General features: G+C 65.1%; 14 protein-coding genes and 3 tRNA genes. 6 read left to right on the forward strand and 11 right to left on the reverse strand.

What is annotated here, in order from left to right:
- Positions 1-35 precede the first annotated feature (35 nt).
- The 3 genes from ald to GcLGCM259_RS01980 form a co-directional block, all read right to left on the reverse strand.
- Positions 36-1,154 carry an alanine dehydrogenase gene (gene ald, locus GcLGCM259_RS01970; RefSeq protein WP_138925607.1) on the reverse strand — a complete coding sequence of 373 codons (1,119 nt, stop codon included), beginning with the start codon at positions 1,152-1,154 and terminating at the stop codon, positions 36-38.
- Positions 1,155-1,464: 310 nt separating this feature from the next.
- A tRNA-Arg gene (locus tag GcLGCM259_RS01975) sits at positions 1,465-1,538 on the reverse strand.
- A gap of 275 nt (positions 1,539-1,813) precedes the next feature.
- Positions 1,814-1,890 (reverse strand) — tRNA-Arg (locus GcLGCM259_RS01980).
- Positions 1,891-2,206: 316 nt separating this feature from the next.
- Between GcLGCM259_RS01980 and GcLGCM259_RS01985 the strand changes: the two genes are divergently transcribed.
- Positions 2,207-4,039, forward strand: coding sequence for a phosphoenolpyruvate carboxykinase (GTP) (locus GcLGCM259_RS01985; RefSeq protein WP_138925608.1), 1,833 nt, complete (start codon positions 2,207-2,209; stop codon positions 4,037-4,039).
- A gap of 143 nt (positions 4,040-4,182) precedes the next feature.
- Here the strand turns inward: GcLGCM259_RS01985 and GcLGCM259_RS01990 are convergent, their stop codons facing one another.
- Together GcLGCM259_RS01990 and GcLGCM259_RS01995 are read right to left on the reverse strand one after the other, a co-directional pair.
- Positions 4,183-5,385, reverse strand: a complete 1,203-nt coding sequence (locus GcLGCM259_RS01990) for a multidrug effflux MFS transporter (protein WP_175419296.1) — start codon at positions 5,383-5,385, stop codon at positions 4,183-4,185.
- Positions 5,386-5,437: 52 nt separating this feature from the next.
- Entirely contained in the window at positions 5,438-6,367 is a 930-nt protein-coding gene (locus tag GcLGCM259_RS01995; protein ID WP_246049692.1) for an EamA family transporter, read from the reverse strand.
- Between the two features lie 154 nt (positions 6,368-6,521).
- Here GcLGCM259_RS01995 and GcLGCM259_RS02000 point away from each other — a divergent pair, with 154 nt between their 5' ends.
- Both GcLGCM259_RS02000 and GcLGCM259_RS02005 read left to right on the forward strand, forming a co-directional pair.
- Positions 6,522-7,049, forward strand: a complete 528-nt coding sequence (locus tag GcLGCM259_RS02000; protein WP_054821049.1) for a PadR family transcriptional regulator — start codon at positions 6,522-6,524, stop codon at positions 7,047-7,049.
- Positions 7,046-8,626 (forward strand): alpha/beta fold hydrolase, encoded by a 1,581-nt coding sequence (locus GcLGCM259_RS02005; RefSeq protein ID WP_175419297.1) that lies wholly within the window; start codon positions 7,046-7,048, stop codon positions 8,624-8,626. The genes GcLGCM259_RS02000 and GcLGCM259_RS02005 overlap by 4 nt, the downstream gene beginning before the upstream one ends.
- A gap of 137 nt (positions 8,627-8,763) precedes the next feature.
- Here the strand turns inward: GcLGCM259_RS02005 and GcLGCM259_RS02010 are convergent, their stop codons facing one another.
- From GcLGCM259_RS02010 to GcLGCM259_RS02025, 4 genes are all read right to left on the reverse strand, one after another.
- The gene (locus tag GcLGCM259_RS02010) at positions 8,764-9,942 is read right to left on the reverse strand and encodes a globin domain-containing protein (RefSeq protein WP_054821411.1); all 1,179 of its coding nucleotides are present in this window, start codon (positions 9,940-9,942) and stop codon (positions 8,764-8,766) included.
- Positions 9,943-10,048: 106 nt separating this feature from the next.
- Positions 10,049-10,507 (reverse strand): RrF2 family transcriptional regulator, encoded by a 459-nt coding sequence (locus GcLGCM259_RS02015; protein WP_138174962.1) that lies wholly within the window; start codon positions 10,505-10,507, stop codon positions 10,049-10,051.
- A 45-nt stretch (positions 10,508-10,552) separates the two neighbouring features.
- The gene (locus GcLGCM259_RS02020; RefSeq protein WP_138925611.1) at positions 10,553-11,029 is read right to left on the reverse strand and encodes a hypothetical protein; all 477 of its coding nucleotides are present in this window, start codon (positions 11,027-11,029) and stop codon (positions 10,553-10,555) included.
- 45 nt (positions 11,030-11,074) lie between these two features.
- A complete protein-coding gene (locus tag GcLGCM259_RS02025; protein ID WP_138174958.1) occupies positions 11,075-12,499 on the reverse strand; it encodes a phosphomannomutase/phosphoglucomutase in 1,425 nt (474 codons plus the stop codon).
- 155 nt (positions 12,500-12,654) lie between these two features.
- Here GcLGCM259_RS02025 and GcLGCM259_RS02030 point away from each other — a divergent pair, with 155 nt between their 5' ends.
- The 3 genes from GcLGCM259_RS02030 (at position 12,655) to GcLGCM259_RS02040 (ending at position 16,178) form a co-directional block, all read left to right on the forward strand.
- Positions 12,655-14,775, forward strand: a complete 2,121-nt coding sequence (locus tag GcLGCM259_RS02030; protein WP_138925612.1) for a RecQ family ATP-dependent DNA helicase — start codon at positions 12,655-12,657, stop codon at positions 14,773-14,775.
- Positions 14,776-14,805: 30 nt separating this feature from the next.
- Positions 14,806-15,831 carry an ICP22 family protein gene (locus GcLGCM259_RS02035; RefSeq protein ID WP_138925613.1) on the forward strand — a complete coding sequence of 342 codons (1,026 nt, stop codon included), beginning with the start codon at positions 14,806-14,808 and terminating at the stop codon, positions 15,829-15,831.
- Between the two features lie 155 nt (positions 15,832-15,986).
- Positions 15,987-16,178, forward strand: coding sequence for a CsbD family protein (locus GcLGCM259_RS02040; RefSeq protein WP_054821052.1), 192 nt, complete (start codon positions 15,987-15,989; stop codon positions 16,176-16,178).
- A 258-nt stretch (positions 16,179-16,436) separates the two neighbouring features.
- On the opposite strand, the gene GcLGCM259_RS02045 is transcribed toward GcLGCM259_RS02040, so the two are convergent.
- Positions 16,437-16,528, reverse strand: a tRNA-Ser gene (locus GcLGCM259_RS02045).
- Between the two features lie 64 nt (positions 16,529-16,592).
- Complete coding sequence (locus tag GcLGCM259_RS02050; protein WP_138925614.1) at positions 16,593-18,689, reverse strand: prolyl oligopeptidase family serine peptidase; 2,097 nt, start codon at positions 18,687-18,689, stop codon at positions 16,593-16,595.
- Between the last annotated feature and the right edge of the window lie 107 nt (positions 18,690-18,796).

The raw sequence follows: 18,796 nt of genomic DNA on the forward strand, positions 1-18,796 counted from the left end.
TCTGCGGCTGCGGCACTACGTCCGAACGCGGTCCCTTAGCTATCGGACAGCAGCTCTTGGCTCCGAGTGTACTGGTAGCCAAACTCGGTGGCTACCGATTCCAGGGTCAGCTTTCCGGCGTGGGTGTTCAGGCCGTTGGCCAGGCCCTCGTCTTCCCGCATGGCCTGCGCCCAACCCTTGTTCGCGATGCGCAGGGCGTAGGGCAGGGTTGCGTTGGTCAGGGCCGCCGTCGACGTCTGCGGCACGGCGCCGGGCATGTTGCCCACGCAGTAATACAGTGCATCGTGGACCTTGAAGGTCGGATCGTCATGCGTGGTGGGCCGCGAGCCTTCGAAGCAGCCGCCCTGATCAATCGCGATATCCACCAGCACCGAGCCCGGACGCATCCGCTGAACCATGTCCAGGGTCACCAGCTTCGGTGCTGCGGCTCCGGGGATCAGCACCGAGCCAATCACCAGGTCCGCGTCGGCGACCTGCTCGGCGATGGCCAGCTTGGTGGACGCGAGGGTCTTGACGCGTCCGGCGTGGGTGGTGTCGATTTCCTTGAGCCGGGCCAGGTTCACGTCAATGACGGTGACGTCGGCGCCAAGTCCGGCACTGGCCACCGCGGCGTTCTCGCCGGCTACGCCACCACCGATGACCACGACCTTGGCCGGGCGGGTGCCGGGCACCCCGCCCATGAGGATCCCGGAGCCACCCGATGGATGCAATAGGGTGACGGAACCGATCTGCGCCGCCAGCCGCCCGGCGACTTCGCTCATCGGCGCCAACAACGGCAGCGTCCGACCCCGGGTGACCGTTTCATAGGCGACCGCGGTGGTTCCCGCGGTGAGCAAGGCGTCGGTGCATTCCCGGGAGGCGGCCAAGTGCAGGTAGGTGAAAAGGACCTGGTTCTCGCGCAGCAGCGGGTATTCGCTGGGCGTTGGCTCCTTGACCTTGAGCACCAGTTCTCCGGCTTCGAAGGCCGCAGCCGCATCTGGAACCAGGCGGGCGCCGGCCTGGCTGTACTGCTCGTCGCTGATGCCCGAGCCGATGCCCGCCTGGGTTTCGATGACCACTTCGTGGCCGTGGGCAACGAATTCGGCAACGCCGGCCGGGGTGATCGCCACCCGGTGCTCGTTGTTCTTTGATTCCTTGGGCACGGCAATGATCATGGAACGTTCCTCCTTGGCGGCGAGCAGTCAAGCCCTGAAGTGTTAATCCTCCACGATACGTTCGGGCTCTGAAGTGTGCTCGAAGATGACGCAACAAAGAAGAGAACAGCTTCAGATGGCTCTGGGACATGACCGCCCCTTGGTTTCGTGAATGCGGAGGCGGTACCAAGCGCCAATGCCTGAATGGAATAAGGGGATCAAAGCCAGCCGGACAAGCGCTCCCGGGTCGGAGCGGCAGCGGGGAGCAGGGGAGTTAGGTTAAAAGCAAGAATCCCGGGAGCTTGAAAGCTTCCCGGGATTCTTGAACCTGTGCGCCCAAAGGGATTCGAACCCCTGACCTTCTGTTCCGTAGACAGACGCTCTATCCAGCTGAGCTATGGGCGCTTATTGAGTTGTTGTCGTCGTGACGACTTGAATAACTATACACGGGCGAAGGCGGGCTCGCGAACCGGAACGGTTCAAAGTGCCGCGATTCACATCCACGTCCTCCAGTCCAGTGCGTGGGCCCGGGTTCCTCGCTTGGCGCGAGAAAGATGTGACAGGATCCGACGGGGCGGAGCGAGGGCGCCCGGGTGGCTGGGCCGGGATGGGCCGCAGTGGAAGTTGAGAACGGGAACAAAAAATCCCGGAACTCGCCGTTGCGATGTTCCGGGATTTGCTGGTGCGCCCAAAGGGATTCGAACCCCTGACCTTCTGTTCCGTAGACAGACGCTCTATCCAGCTGAGCTATGGGCGCGTATTCTTTTATTTGGCCCGCAGGTGCGAACCTCGAATAACTATACAGGCCAACCGCCCGGCCTCCAAATTGGCTCGGCGGGGCACTGATATCTTGGTTTTTTACTTTTATTGAGGACCGAAAAAGGGTACCGGTCTACGTGACCTTCGTCACAGTAAAAGCTGGTTGGTGCACCAATCTTCCCCGAATTCACGGTGTTTTTATTCTAACCATGTTGACCATCCCCGGATTCTGCGGCTTGGGTCACAAGCGGCCGAAAACGTTGACCCCCTAGCCTTGAACTATTGCAAGTTCAGCCCAATGGAGGGAATGGATAATGAGCACCAGCTCCGATCAGAACGTACTCGATGCAGCACCGACCACCCACGCGAAGTTGGCGGCTTGGGTTGAGGAGGTTGCGGCACTGACGAAGCCTGATCGTATCTATTGGGTTGATGGCTCCCAGGAAGAGAACGACCGCCTGTGCGGCGAGCTGGTTGAAGCCGGCACCCTGGTCAAGCTCACCGACCCGAACTTCCCGAACTCCTACGCGGCCTTCTCCGACCCGGCCGACGTGGCCCGCGTCGAGGAGCGCACCTTCATCTGCTCCGAAAAGGAGGAGGACTCGGGCTTCACCAACAACTGGGAAGACCCGAAGGTCATGAAGGAGCGCCTGACCGGACTGTTCGATGGCGCCATGCGTGGACGCACCATGTACGTCATCCCGTTCGTCATGGGACCGCTGAATGCCGAGCAGCCTGCTTACGGTGTGGAAATCACCGACTCGGCCTACGTGGTCGCCTCAATGCGCATCATGGCCAAGATCGGCGATGAGGTCCTGCGCAAGATGGAAGCCGAGGACGCCTTCTTCGTTCCGGCCATGCACACCGTCGGTGCCCCGCTGGAGCCGGGACAGAAGGACGTGGCCTGGCCGTGCAACGAGGAGAAGTGGATCGTGCACTTCCCCGAGGAGCGCTCCATCTGGTCCTACGGTTCGGGCTACGGCGGCAACGCGCTGTTGGGCAAGAAGTGCTACTCGCTGCGCATCGCCTCGGCGATGGCCCGCGACGAAGGCTGGCTGGCCGAGCACATGCTGATCCTGAAGCTGACCAGCCCGCAGGGCAAGTCCTACAACATCGCTGCCGCGTTCCCCTCGGCCTGCGGCAAGACCAACCTTGCGCTGCTGGATCCGACCATCGACGGCTGGAAGGCCGAAACCCTGGGCGATGACATCAACTGGATGCGTCCGGGCAAGAACGGTGAACTGCGCGGCGTGAATCCGGAGTACGGCCTGTTCGGCGTCGCCCCGGGCACCGGCTGGTCCACCAACCCGAACGCCATGCGCGCCATCACCAAGGGCAACTCGATCTTCACCAACGTCGCGCTGACCGATGAGGGCGGCGTGTGGTGGGAAGGCATGACCGACGAGGCCCCAGCCCACCTGATCGACTGGAAGGGCAATGACTGGACCCCGGATTCCGGGCGCAAGGCCGCCCACCCGAACTCCCGCTTCTGCACCCCGATCGACCAGGTCGATATGCTCGCCGAGGAATACTACTCCCCGGACGGCGTGAAGATCGATGCGATCCTCTTCGGCGGCCGCCGCAAGACCACCATCCCGCTGGTGACCGAGGCCCGCACCTGGACCAACGGCATCTTCATGGGCTCGACCCTCTCCTCGGAGACCACCGCCGCCGCCTCCGGGGCCACCGGCGTGGTGCGCCGCGATCCCATGGCGATGCTGCCGTTCATCGGCTACAACGCCGGTGACTACCTGAACCACTGGGACCGCATCTCGCAGAAGCTGAACCCGGAACAGATGCCCAAGATCTTCCTGGTCAACTGGTTCCGCCGCACCGCCGAGGGTGGCTTCGCGTGGCCCGGCTTCGGGGACAACTCCCGCGTGCTGAAGTGGGTCATCGAGCGCATCGAGGGCACCGCCGAGGCCAAGGAAACCGCCGTGGGCTACGTGCCGACCGGTGATTCCCTGGACCTGACCGGCCTGGAAGGCTTCACCTCGGATGACGTGGAGGTCGCCGTGAAGGTTGACACCCAGGAATGGCTCGAGGAAGTCGAGAGCATCGAGGAATGGTACGCCAAGTTCGGTGAGGCACTGCCGGACTCGCTGCGCGCCGAACTTGACGGCCTGAAGGAGCGCCTGAGCGCCTAATCCGGCTCCCGGACAAAACACCTACCCTGCGGAAGAATCATTGATTCCGCGGGGTAGGTGTTTTAAGCGCTCATCCACCGGCAAGTTCCCGGGGCGCCAAGTTCCCGGGGAGCACAAGCCCGGGCCGGAAAGAGGGCAGGGAGCTAGCCCCGGCGGGGGCGATGCCGCGCGTCGGCGGTGGACCAGTAGGCGCCCAGCGCCAGGAGCAGCCCAACCAGTGCGGTCACCGAGAACGCGACCGGGGAATCTTCCCCGCCCAGCCCCACCAGCGGGCTGACCAGTGCGCCGGCCAGGAACTGTGCGCAACCCAGCGCAGCCGAACCGCTGCCCGAGGTGCGTCGCACCTCCTCCAGGGCCAGGCCGGTGGTGTTGCCCATGACCAGGCCAACGGGAGCCACCATAAAGAAGATCACCACCGCAAGGATGGGGGAGCGCACCCCGGAAAACACCAGGGTGAGCATCACCAGGCTGGAAACCAGCAGGATCACCAGGGCCACCCCCACGGTGCGGCGCAAGGGGACCCGCAGCGCCAACCGGGCGGAGATCAGGCCGGAAAGAATCAGGCCCAGTGAATTGACGCCAAAGCACAGGGCGTAACCGGTGGGGCTGAATCCCATGACGTTCTGGTAGAGGAACGGGGAAGCCGAAATGTAGGCCATCATCGCTCCGAAAGTCGCCGCGAACTGGACCATGTAGCCCACGAACCGGCGCTGGGTCAGCACCGTCCCCAATGGCCCGAACAGTGCCCCGGTGGAACGGGCCGCGGCCGGGTGGGTTTCACGCACCACCGCAAACGAGCCCAGGGCCATCAGCCCCGCCGCCCCGGCCAGCACCCACAGCACCGCGCGCCAGCCCCCGGCATGGGCTACCGCGGCACCCAGGATCGGGGCGACCGCCGGAGCGACCCCGCCGATGGTCATCAGGATCGAAAAGATGCGTGCGGTGCGCGGCCCGGAGGTGACGTCGGAAACGATGGCCTTTGAAATCACCAGGCCCGCCGCAGCACCCACGCCCTGGATGCCGCGTGCGGCAATGAGCGTGGGCAGGCTCGGGGCCAGCGCGGCACCGATCGAGGCCAGCACGAACAACAGCGTTCCGTAGCGCAGCGGAATGGTCCGTCCCCAGCGGTCGGAGAACGCGCCCCACAGCAGCTGCCCCAGCGCCATCCCGATCAGGAAGGTGGTCAGCGTCAGCTGCACCCCCGAGGCGGTGGTGGAGAACTCGTCCTGCATTGCCGGGAAAGAGGGCAGGTACATGTCCGTGGCCAGCGGCCCGGTTGTGCCCAACAGCACGATCACCATAAACAGGGCAGCGGTCAGCCGGGAGGCGGAGGGGGAAGATGACATATCTGCCATTCTAAATGTGGCCCTGGTCGGGGACCGCGGCCGGCCTGGCAGGTTACCAAGCGCCCGTTCGGGCACCCACGGGGTCACCGGAAGCCGGGGGATTGGAGGCCGTGGCGTTGGGGCCCTCCAGCCAGGCCACGCACGCCCCGGCCAGCGCAACCAGCCCAATGCCCGCCAGCGCCACCGGCGACAGGGCCTGATCCAGCAGCAGCCACCCGATCAGCGTGCCCATGGCCGGGTCAATGGCGAACAGGGTGCCAATCACGCGGGCCGAGGAAATCCGGGCCGCCAGGGTGTCCACCGCGTAGGGGATGGCCACCCCGATCAGCGCGCTGAGCGCCAGCATCATCCACTGTCCCCCGGAGACCTCCGCCACCCGTGGAACCCCGAAGGGCAGGCTGACCAGCGCCGCAACCGCGACTGACAGGGCCAGGGAGGAAATCGACTCCGAATCCTGTTTGCCGACCTTTTCCGCCAGCAGCGTATACAGGGCAAAGCACAGTCCGGCACCCAGACCGAAGGCGAAGCCCAGCAGATCGAAATAGCCGCCGGGCCCGGCTATCAGGATCACGCCGGCCAGGGCCAGCAATGCCCACAAGGCCTCGCGCACGCGCCGACTGAGCACCAACGCCACAATGGCCGGACCCAGGAAATCAAGGGTCACCGCGATCCCCAGCGGCAGATGCTCAATGGCCTTGTACAGCAGCAGGTTCATCGCTGCCATCGCGATCCCGTAGCCGGAAATGGCTGCCCACTGCCGGGCACTGCGCCCGGTGAGCCGGGGACGGAAGAAGGCCAGCAGCATCAGCGCTGCCAGCACCAGGCGCAACGAGCTGACTGCCGGGGAGCCCAGCGAATCAAACATGCTCGCGGACACGACGGAGGAGAGCTGGATCCCCAGCGAGCCGATCAGCACATACAGTGCCGCCCGCGCGCCGGGGTGCGCCGGGGCCAACGCCGACGCATTTTTGTTCGTGGACAACAGCTCACTCCTTTGGGACGGGGCGGGACGTCACATCCCGGGGAGCCGGAGGACGGATGGAGGATGCGCTCCGACTTGAGCCTGAGTAAAGAATTCGTTGCGCTCACGGCGCACCGGTGGGTGCAAACTCCCCTACCTGTGAAAGTATAGTCACATGGTTTTGGCGCGATTGATCCTCGGGTTGTTGTGCTTGTCGCCGATGACCGGCTACGAGCTGAAGAAGCACTTTGACTCCTCCATCAACCACTTCTGGAACGCCGACAAGGCGCAGATCTACCGCACACTGGCTCAGCTGGTGGACAAGGGCTACGCCACGGTGCGCACCGTGCCGCAAAGCAACTACCCGGATCGCCAGGAACACCACATCACTCCCGAGGGCCGCCAGGCGCTGCGCCAGTGGCTGGGGGACGGGGTGGCCCGCGGCACCGAACGCGACCCGTTCATGGGCCAGGTGTTCTTCGCCGCGGAACTGGAACGCGAGGAAATCCAGGATCTGCTGGCCACCCGGCGGGATCAGACCCAGTCCACCCTGGATGACTACCTCTCCCAGCGGGAGGGCATCGACATGCGTGCGGCCGCCGACCGGCGCAGCTTCCTGATGGCCGCCACCTTGGATCACGCCATCCGCCAGCAGGTGGCCGAAATTGAATGGCTCGACGCGGTAATGGAGTACCTGCCATGACTGATAAGAAGAACCCCGAGGGCCTGGGCCCGAACCAGAAGAAACCGACCGGCCAGCCCGCCGGCGAGCAGCCAACGGCGGCCGGGCAACAGACCGGCACTAGGCAGCCAGCCGAGGGTAAACCTCAGCAGGCAGCGCCGCAGACCAAGGGCGCCACCGCCGCAGGCAACCAGGCCAAGGGCAACCGGCCCCAAGACGCGGCAGACAAGACAGCTGCCGCCAAGGCGAGTGCGGCAAAGCCGGACGCAGCAAAGGAGCCGGTGAAGGAAAAACCGGCCGCCAACGTCCCCACCGCGAAGGACTCGGGTCAGCAGGCCGCCGATGGGCCGAAGCCGGCACCCCAGAAGTCGTCGCCGACCAAGCCAGCGAAGAGCAAGCCGGCGAAGAGCAAGGCGGCACAGGAGGGCTCGAAGCAGCCGGCCGCCGAGCCGCGGCCCAAGCCCACCGACCCGGTGAACAGCTCCGCCCCAGCGCAGGCGGCCAAGGACGGCAAGCTCAGGGCCGGTGAACCGATCGGTGAACAACCCAAGCCGGGCACCGGGCAGCGTCCGGGCGTGGTCAAGTACCCGAGCGGCCCCAGCCGTGAGGGATCCGCGCTGAGCCACCTGGCCGACAAGGTCAAAAACGGCCGGCTGCTTGCCGGGCAGGGGTTCGGGCGCAGGCCGCAGGCCGGCCCACTGGCGGACAAGTCCGGCACCGGCGCGACGGCGAAGCCGGCTGCCGCCGCCAGGCCCGCCACCCCCACCCGGGTCGACGGCAAGGGGCCGGGCGACTACCCGGAGGTGCATCCGGTGCGGCGCCACAGCGGCAACCAGACCCCGCAAACCATTGTGTTCCTGCATGGCGGCAACGTCGGCAACTGGTCCTGGGACCCGCAGGTGCTGGCGCTGGGGGACTTCCACATCCTCACCCTGCACCTTCCGGCGTTCGGGGCCCGCAGCGAGGAGCCCTGGCAGGGACTGGAGTCCGCGGCCGATGACGTGGCGGCGCTGATCGCCGATGAGGTCGCCGAGGGCGGGGTGCACCTGGTGGGGATGTCCCTGGGCGGGGTGATCGCCCTGCACGTGGCCGCCCGCCACCCGGAACTGGTGGAATCCCTGATGATCACCGGCACCCCGGTGGCCGGGGTGCCCGCCCCGGCCCGGGCGTTGAGCCGGATGCAGCTCAAACTGCTGGGCAACGAATGGTACTGGCGTTTCCAGGCCGGCGCGCACGGCATGGTCGATGACGAACGCGACCTGTTCGCCTCCCACGGCCTGGCGTTGAAACCGGCCAACCTGCGCGCCATCATGGACGAGCTGGACCCGGGAGGGCTGCCGGCGAACCTGACGGCCTTCACCGGCCCGGTGCTGATCCTGGCCGGGGCGAAGGAGCCGAAGGTGGTTCAGCGCTCCTTCGCGCCGCTGCAGACCCTGCTGCCCCAGGCGGTCACCCGCCTGGTTCCGAACCTGCACCACCAGTGGAACATCGAGGATCCGGTGTTCTTCAACTCCGTGGTCCGCCGCTGGGTCACTGAGGGCAAGGTCCACACCCGGCTCGTGGACCCCGCCGCAGCCAAGCCGGCCCAGGGCAAGTAGGGATCCGGGCCCCGGCCCCGGTGGCCTGGGCCGGGGGACAAGGGAAAAGGCGCGCCCGCTGTCGCGGACGCGCCTGGTACCCGTGCGGCTCAGCGGACCCCCATGATCCGTTGGACTGCCAGAGTGCGGTGTTGTGGCTAGACGGCCAGCCACACATCCGGTCCGAAGACCTCATAGTGGATGCGCTCGGCCGGAATGCCTGCAGCCAGTGCCTGTCCACGCACTGCGTGCATGAACGGCAGTGGACCGCACAGGTAGACGTGGGAATTCGGGTCGAACTCGGCATTGTTCAGGTTCATCAGGCCGGCGGTGCTCTTCACATCGGTGGGCAGCTCGCCGCGCTCGAACCAGGTGGTCAGGGTCGCGTTGGGCAGCTTCTCCACGGATTCGACCATCTGGGCGCGCAGGGCCCAGGTGTCGGCTTCCTGGTCGGCGTGCAGCACCGTGATCGAACGCTGTGAGTTGCTCTCGGCCAGGGTGGCCAGGGCGGCGGCGCTCGGGGTGCAGCCAATGCCGGCGGTGGCGATCACCAGCGGCTCACCGGAGTGGTCGATGACCAGGTCGCCGTAGGGGTTGGAAATCTCAATGGTGTCCCCAACCTTCAGCTGGGTGTGCAGGATCGGGGTGAACTCACCATTCGGATCCAGCTTCACGGTCACGGTGCGCCGGGAGGTGTCGGCGACATTGCCGGAGAGGGTGTACTGGCGGACCTGGCGGACGCCGTCGGCCATCGGCATGCGCAGCGAGATGAACTGGCCCGGCTCGGCGGGGGTGACCGGGGTGTCATCGGCCGGCTCAAAGGTGAAGGTCACCGAGCCCGGCGCGGTTTCCTCCCGCCCGGTCAGGGTCCACAGGCTGTAGTAGTGGTCGTTGACCTGCTTGGCGTACAGGCCCTTCTCGATCTTGATCAGCGCGTGGGCCATCAGCCAGTAGACCTCGGACCAGGCGTCGGCGATCTCCGGGGTCAGGGCGTCCCCGAGGTTCTCGGCGATGGCGGCGAACAGGTGTTCGTAAACGATCGGGTACTGTTCCTCAACGATGCCCAGCGAGGCGTGCTTGTGGGCGATGCGCGCCAGCATGGTCTCGGGCAGGGTGTCGGGGTTGTTCAGCAGGTGCGAGGCGAAGACCGCGATGGAACCGGCCAGCGCCTGCTGCTGCTTGCCGTTCTTCTGGTTCGAGCGGGAGAAGTATCCATCCAGCAGGTCCGGACGCGCGGCAAACATGCGGTTGTAGAAGTTCGGGGTGATGCTGGAAATCCGCTCGGCGATGATCGGCAGGGTGGCTTCGATGACCGGGCGGGATTGAGTGGAAAGCATCGGGTCTCCTTGTGGCGGTTTATCTTGCATCCCATATGCAAGATTTACATCTTAAGTTCTACGCGACGTAGAACTGATTGGCAAGTCCGTGACGCCCGGCAGCTGGCTAACGGGTGCCGCTGGGACGGATTTGGGGGAAGGGAAGGCGCGTCAGCGCCGGGGAAGCGGAGACCACATCGGCCACCGTCAGGTTGTCCAAAGAAGCGTAGAAAGCGTCTCTGGCTTGGCGCAACGCGCCGCGTAACCGGCATCCGCCGACCATCGGGCAGTCATGGGCGGCGTCGTGGGTTGTGCAGTCCACCACATCTTCACGCCAGTCCAGGGTGCGCAGCAAGGAGCCCAGATTCATCTGCAGACCCTGTTCGGTGATGCTGGCCCCACCGTGCCGGCCTCGGGTCACCTCCAGGGCCCCGAGGCCGCCCAGCTCGGCCACGGCCTTGGTGACGTGGTTGTACGGCACGTGGATCAGTTCGGCGATCTGCCGGGTGGTCAGCTGGCCGACACCGTGCGCGCCAAGCACCATCAAGGTGCGCAGGCACACGTCGGTATAGGCGCTGAGTCTCATTGCTGATCCATCACTAGGTCCGGGCCGCTGGGCGGGGGCCGGTGGCTACTGGGCGTCCTGGGCGAACAGCGACATGTCCGCCGGTTCGGCCACCGGGTCCTCGAAGTGCCAGGTGCCGCCGGGCTCATCGGGCATGGTGTAGGGCTGGACAATTGCCAGCGCGGCGCCGGCCTTGTGCTCGGCCACCACATGGATCGCGTCGCGGTTGTCCTCGGCCAGCAGCACATCGGAGGTGATGGCCACGGCCGCGAAGTTCGCGCCCTCCTGGTTCAGCACCTGAACCAGGTCCGCGGCCATGGCCTCGGTGTCGATATCGGCTTCCGGGTCATCGGGGTTCTCGGTCGGCGGCACCGCCAGCAGACGCAGCTCCGGCTCCTCGGCCCCGCTCTGCGGTTCCAGGCCGATCGCGAAGGGCAGGAAGACGCCCTGCTCCTCCAGTTGCTCGCGAGCCACACCCAACGCCGTACCCAGCACCTTGTTCAGGGCTTCCTTGACCGAGTCATCGAGTTCGTCAAAATTCATGGTCTCGTCCTCTATTTCCTCGTCCGCTTGCTTCGTTTCGGTCGCTTACTTCGTTTTGGCGTTTTCCCGCACAATGCCCAGCACGGTGTCCCGGATGGGGGTGATCACCGAGGCCTGCGCCCCCTCGCCGTTGAACCGCAGGTACGGTTCGGTGTTGGAGGGACGCAGGTTGATCCACCAGCTACCATCCTGCGCGCTGATGGTGGTTCCATCAAGGCGCTGCACCACCACCGGCTGGCCGGCGAAATGCTCCAGCACCCGGTCCACGGCCCCCTGCTTGTCCTCCACCTCGGAGTTGATCTCCCCGGTGGCGGTGTAGGGCTCGTATTCCGCGCCGAATTCTGACAATGGTAGCGGCTGGGAACCCAGGGCCGCCAATACGTGCATGGCCGCCAGCATCCCGGTGTCGGCGTTGAAGAAGTCCCGGAAGTAGTAGTGCGCCGAGTGCTCGCCACCGAAGACCGCGCCCTGGCGGGCCATCTCGGCCTTGATGAAGGAGTGGCCCACCCGGGTCATCACCGGCTTGCCCCCGGCCCGGGTCACGAACTCCGGGACCGCCTTGGAGGTGATCAGGTTGTGGATGATGGTCGGGGTCTGTTCCCCGTCCTTTTGGACGCGGGCGATTTCACGCACCGCCACCAGCGCGGTGATGGCCGAGGGGGAGAGCGGTTCGCCCTTTTCGTCAATGACGAAGCAGCGGTCCGCATCCCCGTCGAAGGCCAAGCCCATGTCCGCACCGTGCTGGAGCACCGCGGCCTGCAGGTCCCTCAGGTTCTCCGGCTCCAGCGGGTTGGCCGGATGGTTCGGGAAGGTGCCATCCAGCTCAAAGTACAGGTCAATGATTTCCAGCGGCAGGCCGGGCAGCACCGCATCTCCCAGCACGGCCGGGGTGGTCATCCCGGCCATCCCGTTGCCGGCATCCACCACGATCTTCAGCGGGCGGATCTGGGACAGGTCCACCAGCTCACGCAGGTAGGCGGCGTAGTCGCCCAGCACGTCCAGTTCGCTGATCGTGCCCTGGGGAGCGTCCCCGGAGACCGGCAGGCCCTCATCGAGGTACCCCTGGGCCACATCACGGATGTCATACAGCCCGGTCTCGGAGGAGATCGGCACGGCCCCGGCCTTGGACATCTTGATGCCGTTGTACTGGGCCGGGTTGTGGCTGGCGGTGAAGACCACCCCGGCGGCGTTGTGCTTGCCGGCGGCGAAGTACAGCTCGTCGGTGGAGATCAAGCCGAGCATCTTCACGTTGGCCCCGCGGTAGGTCGCCCCGCGGGCGAAGGCCTGGCAAAAGTCTGCGCTGGAAGGACGCATGTCCCCGCCCACCAGGACCTCGCGTCCGCCTAGTCCCAAAACATCGACGAACGCTGCGCCAATGGCTTCCACGGCTTCCTCGTTGATGGTCTGTCCCACCACGCCGCGCACGTCGTACGCCTTGAAGCACTGCTTAAGATCAATCTCTGCACTCACGCACCTCACACTACCGGGATGCCGGGCCCAATGCCCTGTCCTGGGGCGGTACGGGCATAGGAGTTCGCTAACAGTTTCGCCCTGGGCAGGATCGTGCGCACGCCGGTGCCCGGGCAGAAGCGCAAAAGGTCGGAGGCTGCTGGAATACTGGGGGCATGGCGCAGCTACAGCAGACCGAATTAAAGGAACTGGCACTGGAGAAGCTGCGGGCGCTGGTCCAGCACCCGCAGGCCGAGTTCCATCCTGGACAGTTCGAGGCGATCTCCGCCCTGGTCGCCCAGCAGCGCCGCGCCCTGGTGGTGCAGCGCACCGGCTGGGGCAAGTCGGCGGTCTACTTCGTTTCCTCCCTGCTGCTGCGGGCCATGGGCCGCGGGCCGACCCTGATCGTCTCCCCGCTGCTGGCGCTGATGCGCGACCAGGTCGCCGCCGCGGAGCGGGCCGGGGTGCGTGCCGCGGCGATCAACTCGGCCAACGTCCTGGAATGGCGTGAAATCCTGGACCAGCTGCAGCGTGACGAGCTGGACGTGCTGCTGGTCTCCCCGGAGCGGCTGAACAACCCCTCCTTCCGTGAACACCAGTTGCCGGTGCTGATCCAGCGCATGGGCCTGTTGGTGATCGACGAGGCGCACTGCATCTCCGATTGGGGGCATGACTTCCGCCCGGACTACCGTCGCATCCGGGACCTGATTTCCCGTCTGCCGCAGGGGCTGCCGGTGTTGGCCACCACCGCCACCGCCAACTCGCGCGTGGTGCAGGACGTGGCCGAGCAGCTGGCGGTGGGCGGCCAGGAAGTGTTTACGCTGCGCGGCACCCTGGCCCGCGACTCGCTGCGCCTTGGAGTGCTCAAGCTCGCCTCCCCGCGCATGCGCCTGGCCTGGCTGCTGAGCCACATTGAGGACTTCCAGGGCTCCGGGATCATCTACACGCTCACCGTCTCGGCGGCCGAGGACATTGCCCGGATGCTGCGCGAAGCCGGGCACGAGGTCGCGGCCTACACCGGGCGCACGGATCTGGAGCAGCGCGAGCGGCTGGAGGCGGCGCTGAAGGCCAATCAGGTCAAGGCGCTGGTGGCCACCAGCGCGCTGGGCATGGGCTTTGACAAGCCGGACCTGGGCTTCGTGATCCACGTGGGCGCGCCCAGTTCCCCGGTGGCCTACTACCAGCAGGTGGGCCGTGCCGGACGCGGCAGCATCAACGCGGACGTGCTGCTGCTGCCCGGGGTGGAGGACGCCGAGATCTGGGAGTACTTCGCCACCAGCTCGATGCCCGACGAACAGCGGGCCGGGCAGGTGCTCTCCACGCTGGCCGCGACCGATGGCCCCATGAGTGTGCCGGCCCTGGAAAGCGCCGTAAACCTGCGACGCACCCCGCTGGAGCTGCTGCTGAAGGTACTGGCCGTGGACGGGGCGGTGGAAAGGGTGGCCGGCGGCTGGATGCGCACCGACATGCCCTGGTCCTATGACGCCGAACGCTACCGCCGGGTCGCCCAGAGCCGGGTGCATGAGCAGAACCTGATGAAGGACTATGAGAACACCACCGGCTGCCGGATGGAGTTCTTGACCCGCACCCTGGATGACCCGCAGTCCGAACCGTGCGGACGGTGCGACCGCTGCGCCGGGCCCTGGTATGACGATCACATCCCGGACACCGCGAAGGACTCCGCGCAGGCGGCACTGGGCCGCGTAGGGGTGCCGATCGAACCCCGTAAGGCCTACCCGTCCGGGATGGACCGGCTGGGGCATTCGCTCAAGGGCAAGATCCCGGTTGACGAACAGGTCCAGGAGGGCCGGGCCCTGGCCAGGCTGACCGACCTGGGCTGGGGCAACCGGCTGCGCCAACTGTTCGCCGATCCCACCGACGCACCAATCAATGACGCCCTGCTGCAGGCCTGCGTGAAGGTGCTGGCCGAATGGGACTGGCAGACCCGGCCCGTCGGGGTGGTGGCGATGCCCTCGCGGGCCCGTCCCCAGCTGGTCGGCTCCCTGGCCTACCGCCTGGCCGAACTGGGCCAGCTGCGCTACCTGGGTCAGCTGCAGTACCGCACAGCCCCGGCCGAGGGGGGAGCCGGAGGCAACTCGGCGTTCCGGGTGGCCGAGGTGGCCGATGCCTTTGACATTCCCGCGGACATGGAGGCCCTGCTCTCCTCGGCGCCGGGACCGGTGCTGTTGGTCGATGACCTGTGCGATTCGCGCTGGTCACTGGCGATGGCGGGCCGTGCCTTGCGGATTGCGGGAGCTCCCGGTGTATTGCCTTTCACTTTGGGCATAGCCGGGTGAACGGGCAGGGAAAGGAAGTACGCTGGAAGCATGGAAATCCTCATCTGGCTCGTCGTGGTCATCTTTGTCCTGGTAGCGGGGTTCTTCTGGCTGCAGTCCGTGCGCAAGCGCAATATGGAGCAGATCTCCCAGTCGGTTAGCCGTGAAGCTGCCCAGGCTGCCGCGGCCAAGCTGGATGAGGAATCACGCAAGTCGATCTACCGGGACCTGGCCAAGGGGGATGTCATGGCCGCGGTGCAGAAGTACCGTGCCAAGACCGGAGCCAGCGTAAAGGAATGCGTGATCGCCGTGCGCAGCCTTGACGCCTACCCGCAGGCCGGTGGCCCCGCATCGATTCCGGAGCTGGATGCCGAACCGCACCAGGATAGTTCGGATCTGCCCCCGGCGGCGCGCGACGTGGCCGTGGCTGAAGCCCCCAAGGATGGAAGCGACCAGGACGCAAACGCCGAAGACTTGCCGGGTTCGAAGGAACCCGCCGCTGATTTGCCGGGTGATGACACCGGGGCGGGCATCGAGGTGCCGCGCACTGCGGATACCGGGGACATCCAGTCGCTGCCCGATGATGAAACTTGGGTGGTGCCCACCGAATGGAACGAAAAATTTGGATCGGATCGCACCCCCAGTTCCACTCATTTCAAGCTGGCCTACGAGGTGGATGGCGAACAGCATGAGTTCTCCAGCGAGAAGCTGCCGCCGAACGAGTACGACCAGCTCTTCTCGATGTTGCGCGACGGCGATACGGCCGGGGCAGCCCAGATCCTGCACGAGCACACCATGCTTCCGGTGGAGGATTTGGAGCGCATGATCGCCACTTCACCGATGGCCGGGGGAGAGGGCACCGGGAACGTGGCCGACTTCCGTTTTGAGGGGCAGGGCCCGGACGGCCCGGTCTACTTTGACGCCGCGGACCTGCCGGAATCAGAACGCGAGGAGCTCTTTGACGCGATCGCGCGCACCGACCTGGAAAAGATGAGTTCCATCATCGTCAAGCACACCTCACTGCCCGCGGACATAGTCCAGAACATGCTCCGTTCCTTCGTCAAGCGTGAGGAATAGACGCGCATTCACGGTGGCAGATAACTTCTCGAACATCTTCTTGGAGTTTCATGTGAGTCACCGATTTCCGGTTGCAGGCCCATAGCGCCCTCACTAGCGTCGTACATATCAACGCACCGCACGGTGTGTGAGATCGCTACGGAAAGGGGAAGTACATGGGACTCGGAGATAAGATCAAGAACCAGGCCCAGGACCTCTCGGGCAAGGCCAAGGAAAAGCTCGGCGATGCGACTGATAACCAGGACATGCAGGCCGAGGGTCTGAAGGACCAGGCCGGCGCCAAGGCCAAGAAGGCCGGCGAAGAGGTCAAGGACGCGGCACACGACGTGAAGCGTGACCTGAAGTAAACCAGTATTAAATTTTGAACCGGTGGGGCCGGAGTCGACCAAGGGGTCGGCTCCGGCCCCACCGCTGTTTACCGGCAGAAATCGTCATAGGTCTGCAGCGCCTTCAACGGACGGGTAAAGCTGAACGAGAGTGAATGCCTGCTGCAGCCCAGCGTGCACTAGGAAAATCAAACCTGTCAGAGGCTTGAGACCTACCTCGCAGAATCTGTGAAATGCATCTTGGCAAACGAAAAACCCCCTAGTTTACTAGGGGGTTTTTGGCGGACACGGGGGGATTTGAACCCCCGGTCGAGTTTAACCCCGACCCTTCATTAGCAGTGAAGTCCATTCGGCCGCTCTGGCACGTGTCCATCCGCTGTTTCCAGCAAAATAAAGCTTATCGAAATTGCTGGCTGGAAACAAAACGGCCGCACGCTACTGTATCGCACGCCATAGGAACTCGTAGCTGGTGGCCAACATGCGGGCGGTAGACGCATTGTCGGTGGAACCGGCATGACCTCCGTCTTCCGGCTCGTGGTAACGCGTGGAGGAGATCCCCTTCTCCAGCATGCGAGCTGCCATCTTGCGTGCCTGTACGGGGCCAACCCGGTCATCGGTCGTCGTCGTCCAGATCAGGGACTTCGGATAGTCTTGCGCCGGATGCGGCTGATCATCCAGCCGGTGCAGCGGTGAGAAGGTGCGCACGTATTCCCATTGTTCCGGAATCTCCGGGTCTCCGTACTCGGCGATCCAGGAGTGGCCGGCCGAAAGCCGGGTGTAGCGCTTCATGTCCAGCAGGGGAACACCGCAGGAGATGGCGCCGAAGAACTGGGGGTACCCGGTGATCATATTGCCCATGAGCAAACCGCCATTGGAACGGCCGGTCGCGGCAAGGTGCGAACGGCTGGTGACCTTTCGTGCCACCAAGTCCTCGGCAATGGCCGCAAAGTCTTCATACGCGCGGTGCCGGTTCTGCTGCAACGCCGCACGGTGCCACTTCGGGCCGTACTCGCCCCCGCCACGGATGTTGGTCAACACGTACACGGCGCGGCGTCCCTGCGCAGTGCGGCGATTCAACCATGCGGTGCCCAGGGACGGGCTGTAGCCCGGGGTGAGGCTGACCTGGAACCCTCCATAGCCGTCCATCAGTACCGGGTTCTTTCCGTCCAGTACCAATTGCTCATCAGCGACCTGGAAATACGGCACCCGGGTGCCGTCCGCGGATACCGCGAAATGCTGGGTCACGCTCAATCCGGCGGAATCAAAGCGCTCCGGTGAGCGCTTGATGACCTCGGCCTGCCCACCAACTCGTCCGCGCAGCAAGGTGGTGGGCTGGGTGAAACCGGTGACGGTCATCCAGTAGTCCTCACCGGCCTGCTCATCCTCGTCATCCACGGCGCTGACCGACACGGAGAGGAAGTCACCCTGAACCGGCAGGGTACTGCTCGCAAACCCGGAATCCAGGTCGACAACCTGTACTTCGCTGGCCACATCCCGCAGGAGCGTGATCAGCAGGTGGCCTGCGGTGAAGGAGAAGGACTCAAGCGAGGTGTGCTCATCCGGGGTGAAGACCAGGGTGCCCGGATCGCCGGAATCAAGGAAGCTGGACAGTTCGGTGATGGCCAATGCTCCGGCCGGTACGACCGTGCCCTGCTGGTTCCAATCGGTCTGTGGCGCGAAAAGCACCCATTGGCGGTGCAACAGGACCCGAACATCGGTGGGAACCTTGATGATCTGGTGGGTATCATCCCAAATCACCCCAGTCACCGAGTTGTAGAAGTCAATGGCGTCGGTGGTGACAATGCGTTCAAAACCCGGTGTCGAATCGAAATGTGCCCAGCCGCCCACGTGTTCCACGTCGACTTCGAAAATGCTCTCGGCCGCCGCCAGCTGCTGTCCCCGCTTCAAACGGCGTGTGCAGCGGGCGTAGGTGGAACGGGTCGTATCCTGTTCGTTGGTCGCGCTGGCCACCAAGATGGTGTCCTCATCCACCCAGGAGACCGAGGTCTTGGCCACCGGCAGCTCAAATCCGTCCGGCACGAACTCCAAGGATGCCAGGTCGAATTCCCGGATCATCACCTGGTCCCCGCCATCGGGGCTCATCCGGATCAGGGCGCGTCGGTACGGCTCGCCCGCCCCGGGGCGCAGCAGCTGTGCGCCGGCGAAATGCCAGTCCTGTTCCTGATTCCGCGCGTAGTCGTCAAAGTCGATCAGCACCTGCCATCGAGGGTTGGAGCTGCGGTAGGACTGCCAGTCGGTGCGCCGCCATACGCCCAAGCGGTGATCGGCGTCCCGCCAGAAGTTGTAGTAGTACTCGCCCCGCTTGGTGACCATGGGGATCTTGTCGGTGGCGTCCAGTACCTGCTGGATCCGTTGCGTGGTGGCCTCGAAGTTGGCGTCATAGAGCTCGCCTTCGGTGACGGCGTTCTGTTTCCGGACCCATTCAAGGGCCTTCTCGTCATGGATTCCCTCAAGCCAGTCAAGGGATTCGGTGTGATCAACGGGCGGTTGCTGGGTTGCGCTTCGGTCCATGTGCCCCAGTCTAGGCCGGAAACAGAATAATCTTGGAGGGTGAGTACCCAACGAGATGACACCAAAGCAACGTTCGCAGTAGCCATTATTGGCGCCGGCCCCCGCGG

This window comes from Glutamicibacter creatinolyticus (assembly GCF_006094275.1).
In the GTDB taxonomy this organism is placed as follows: domain Bacteria; phylum Actinomycetota; class Actinomycetes; order Actinomycetales; family Micrococcaceae; genus Glutamicibacter; species Glutamicibacter creatinolyticus.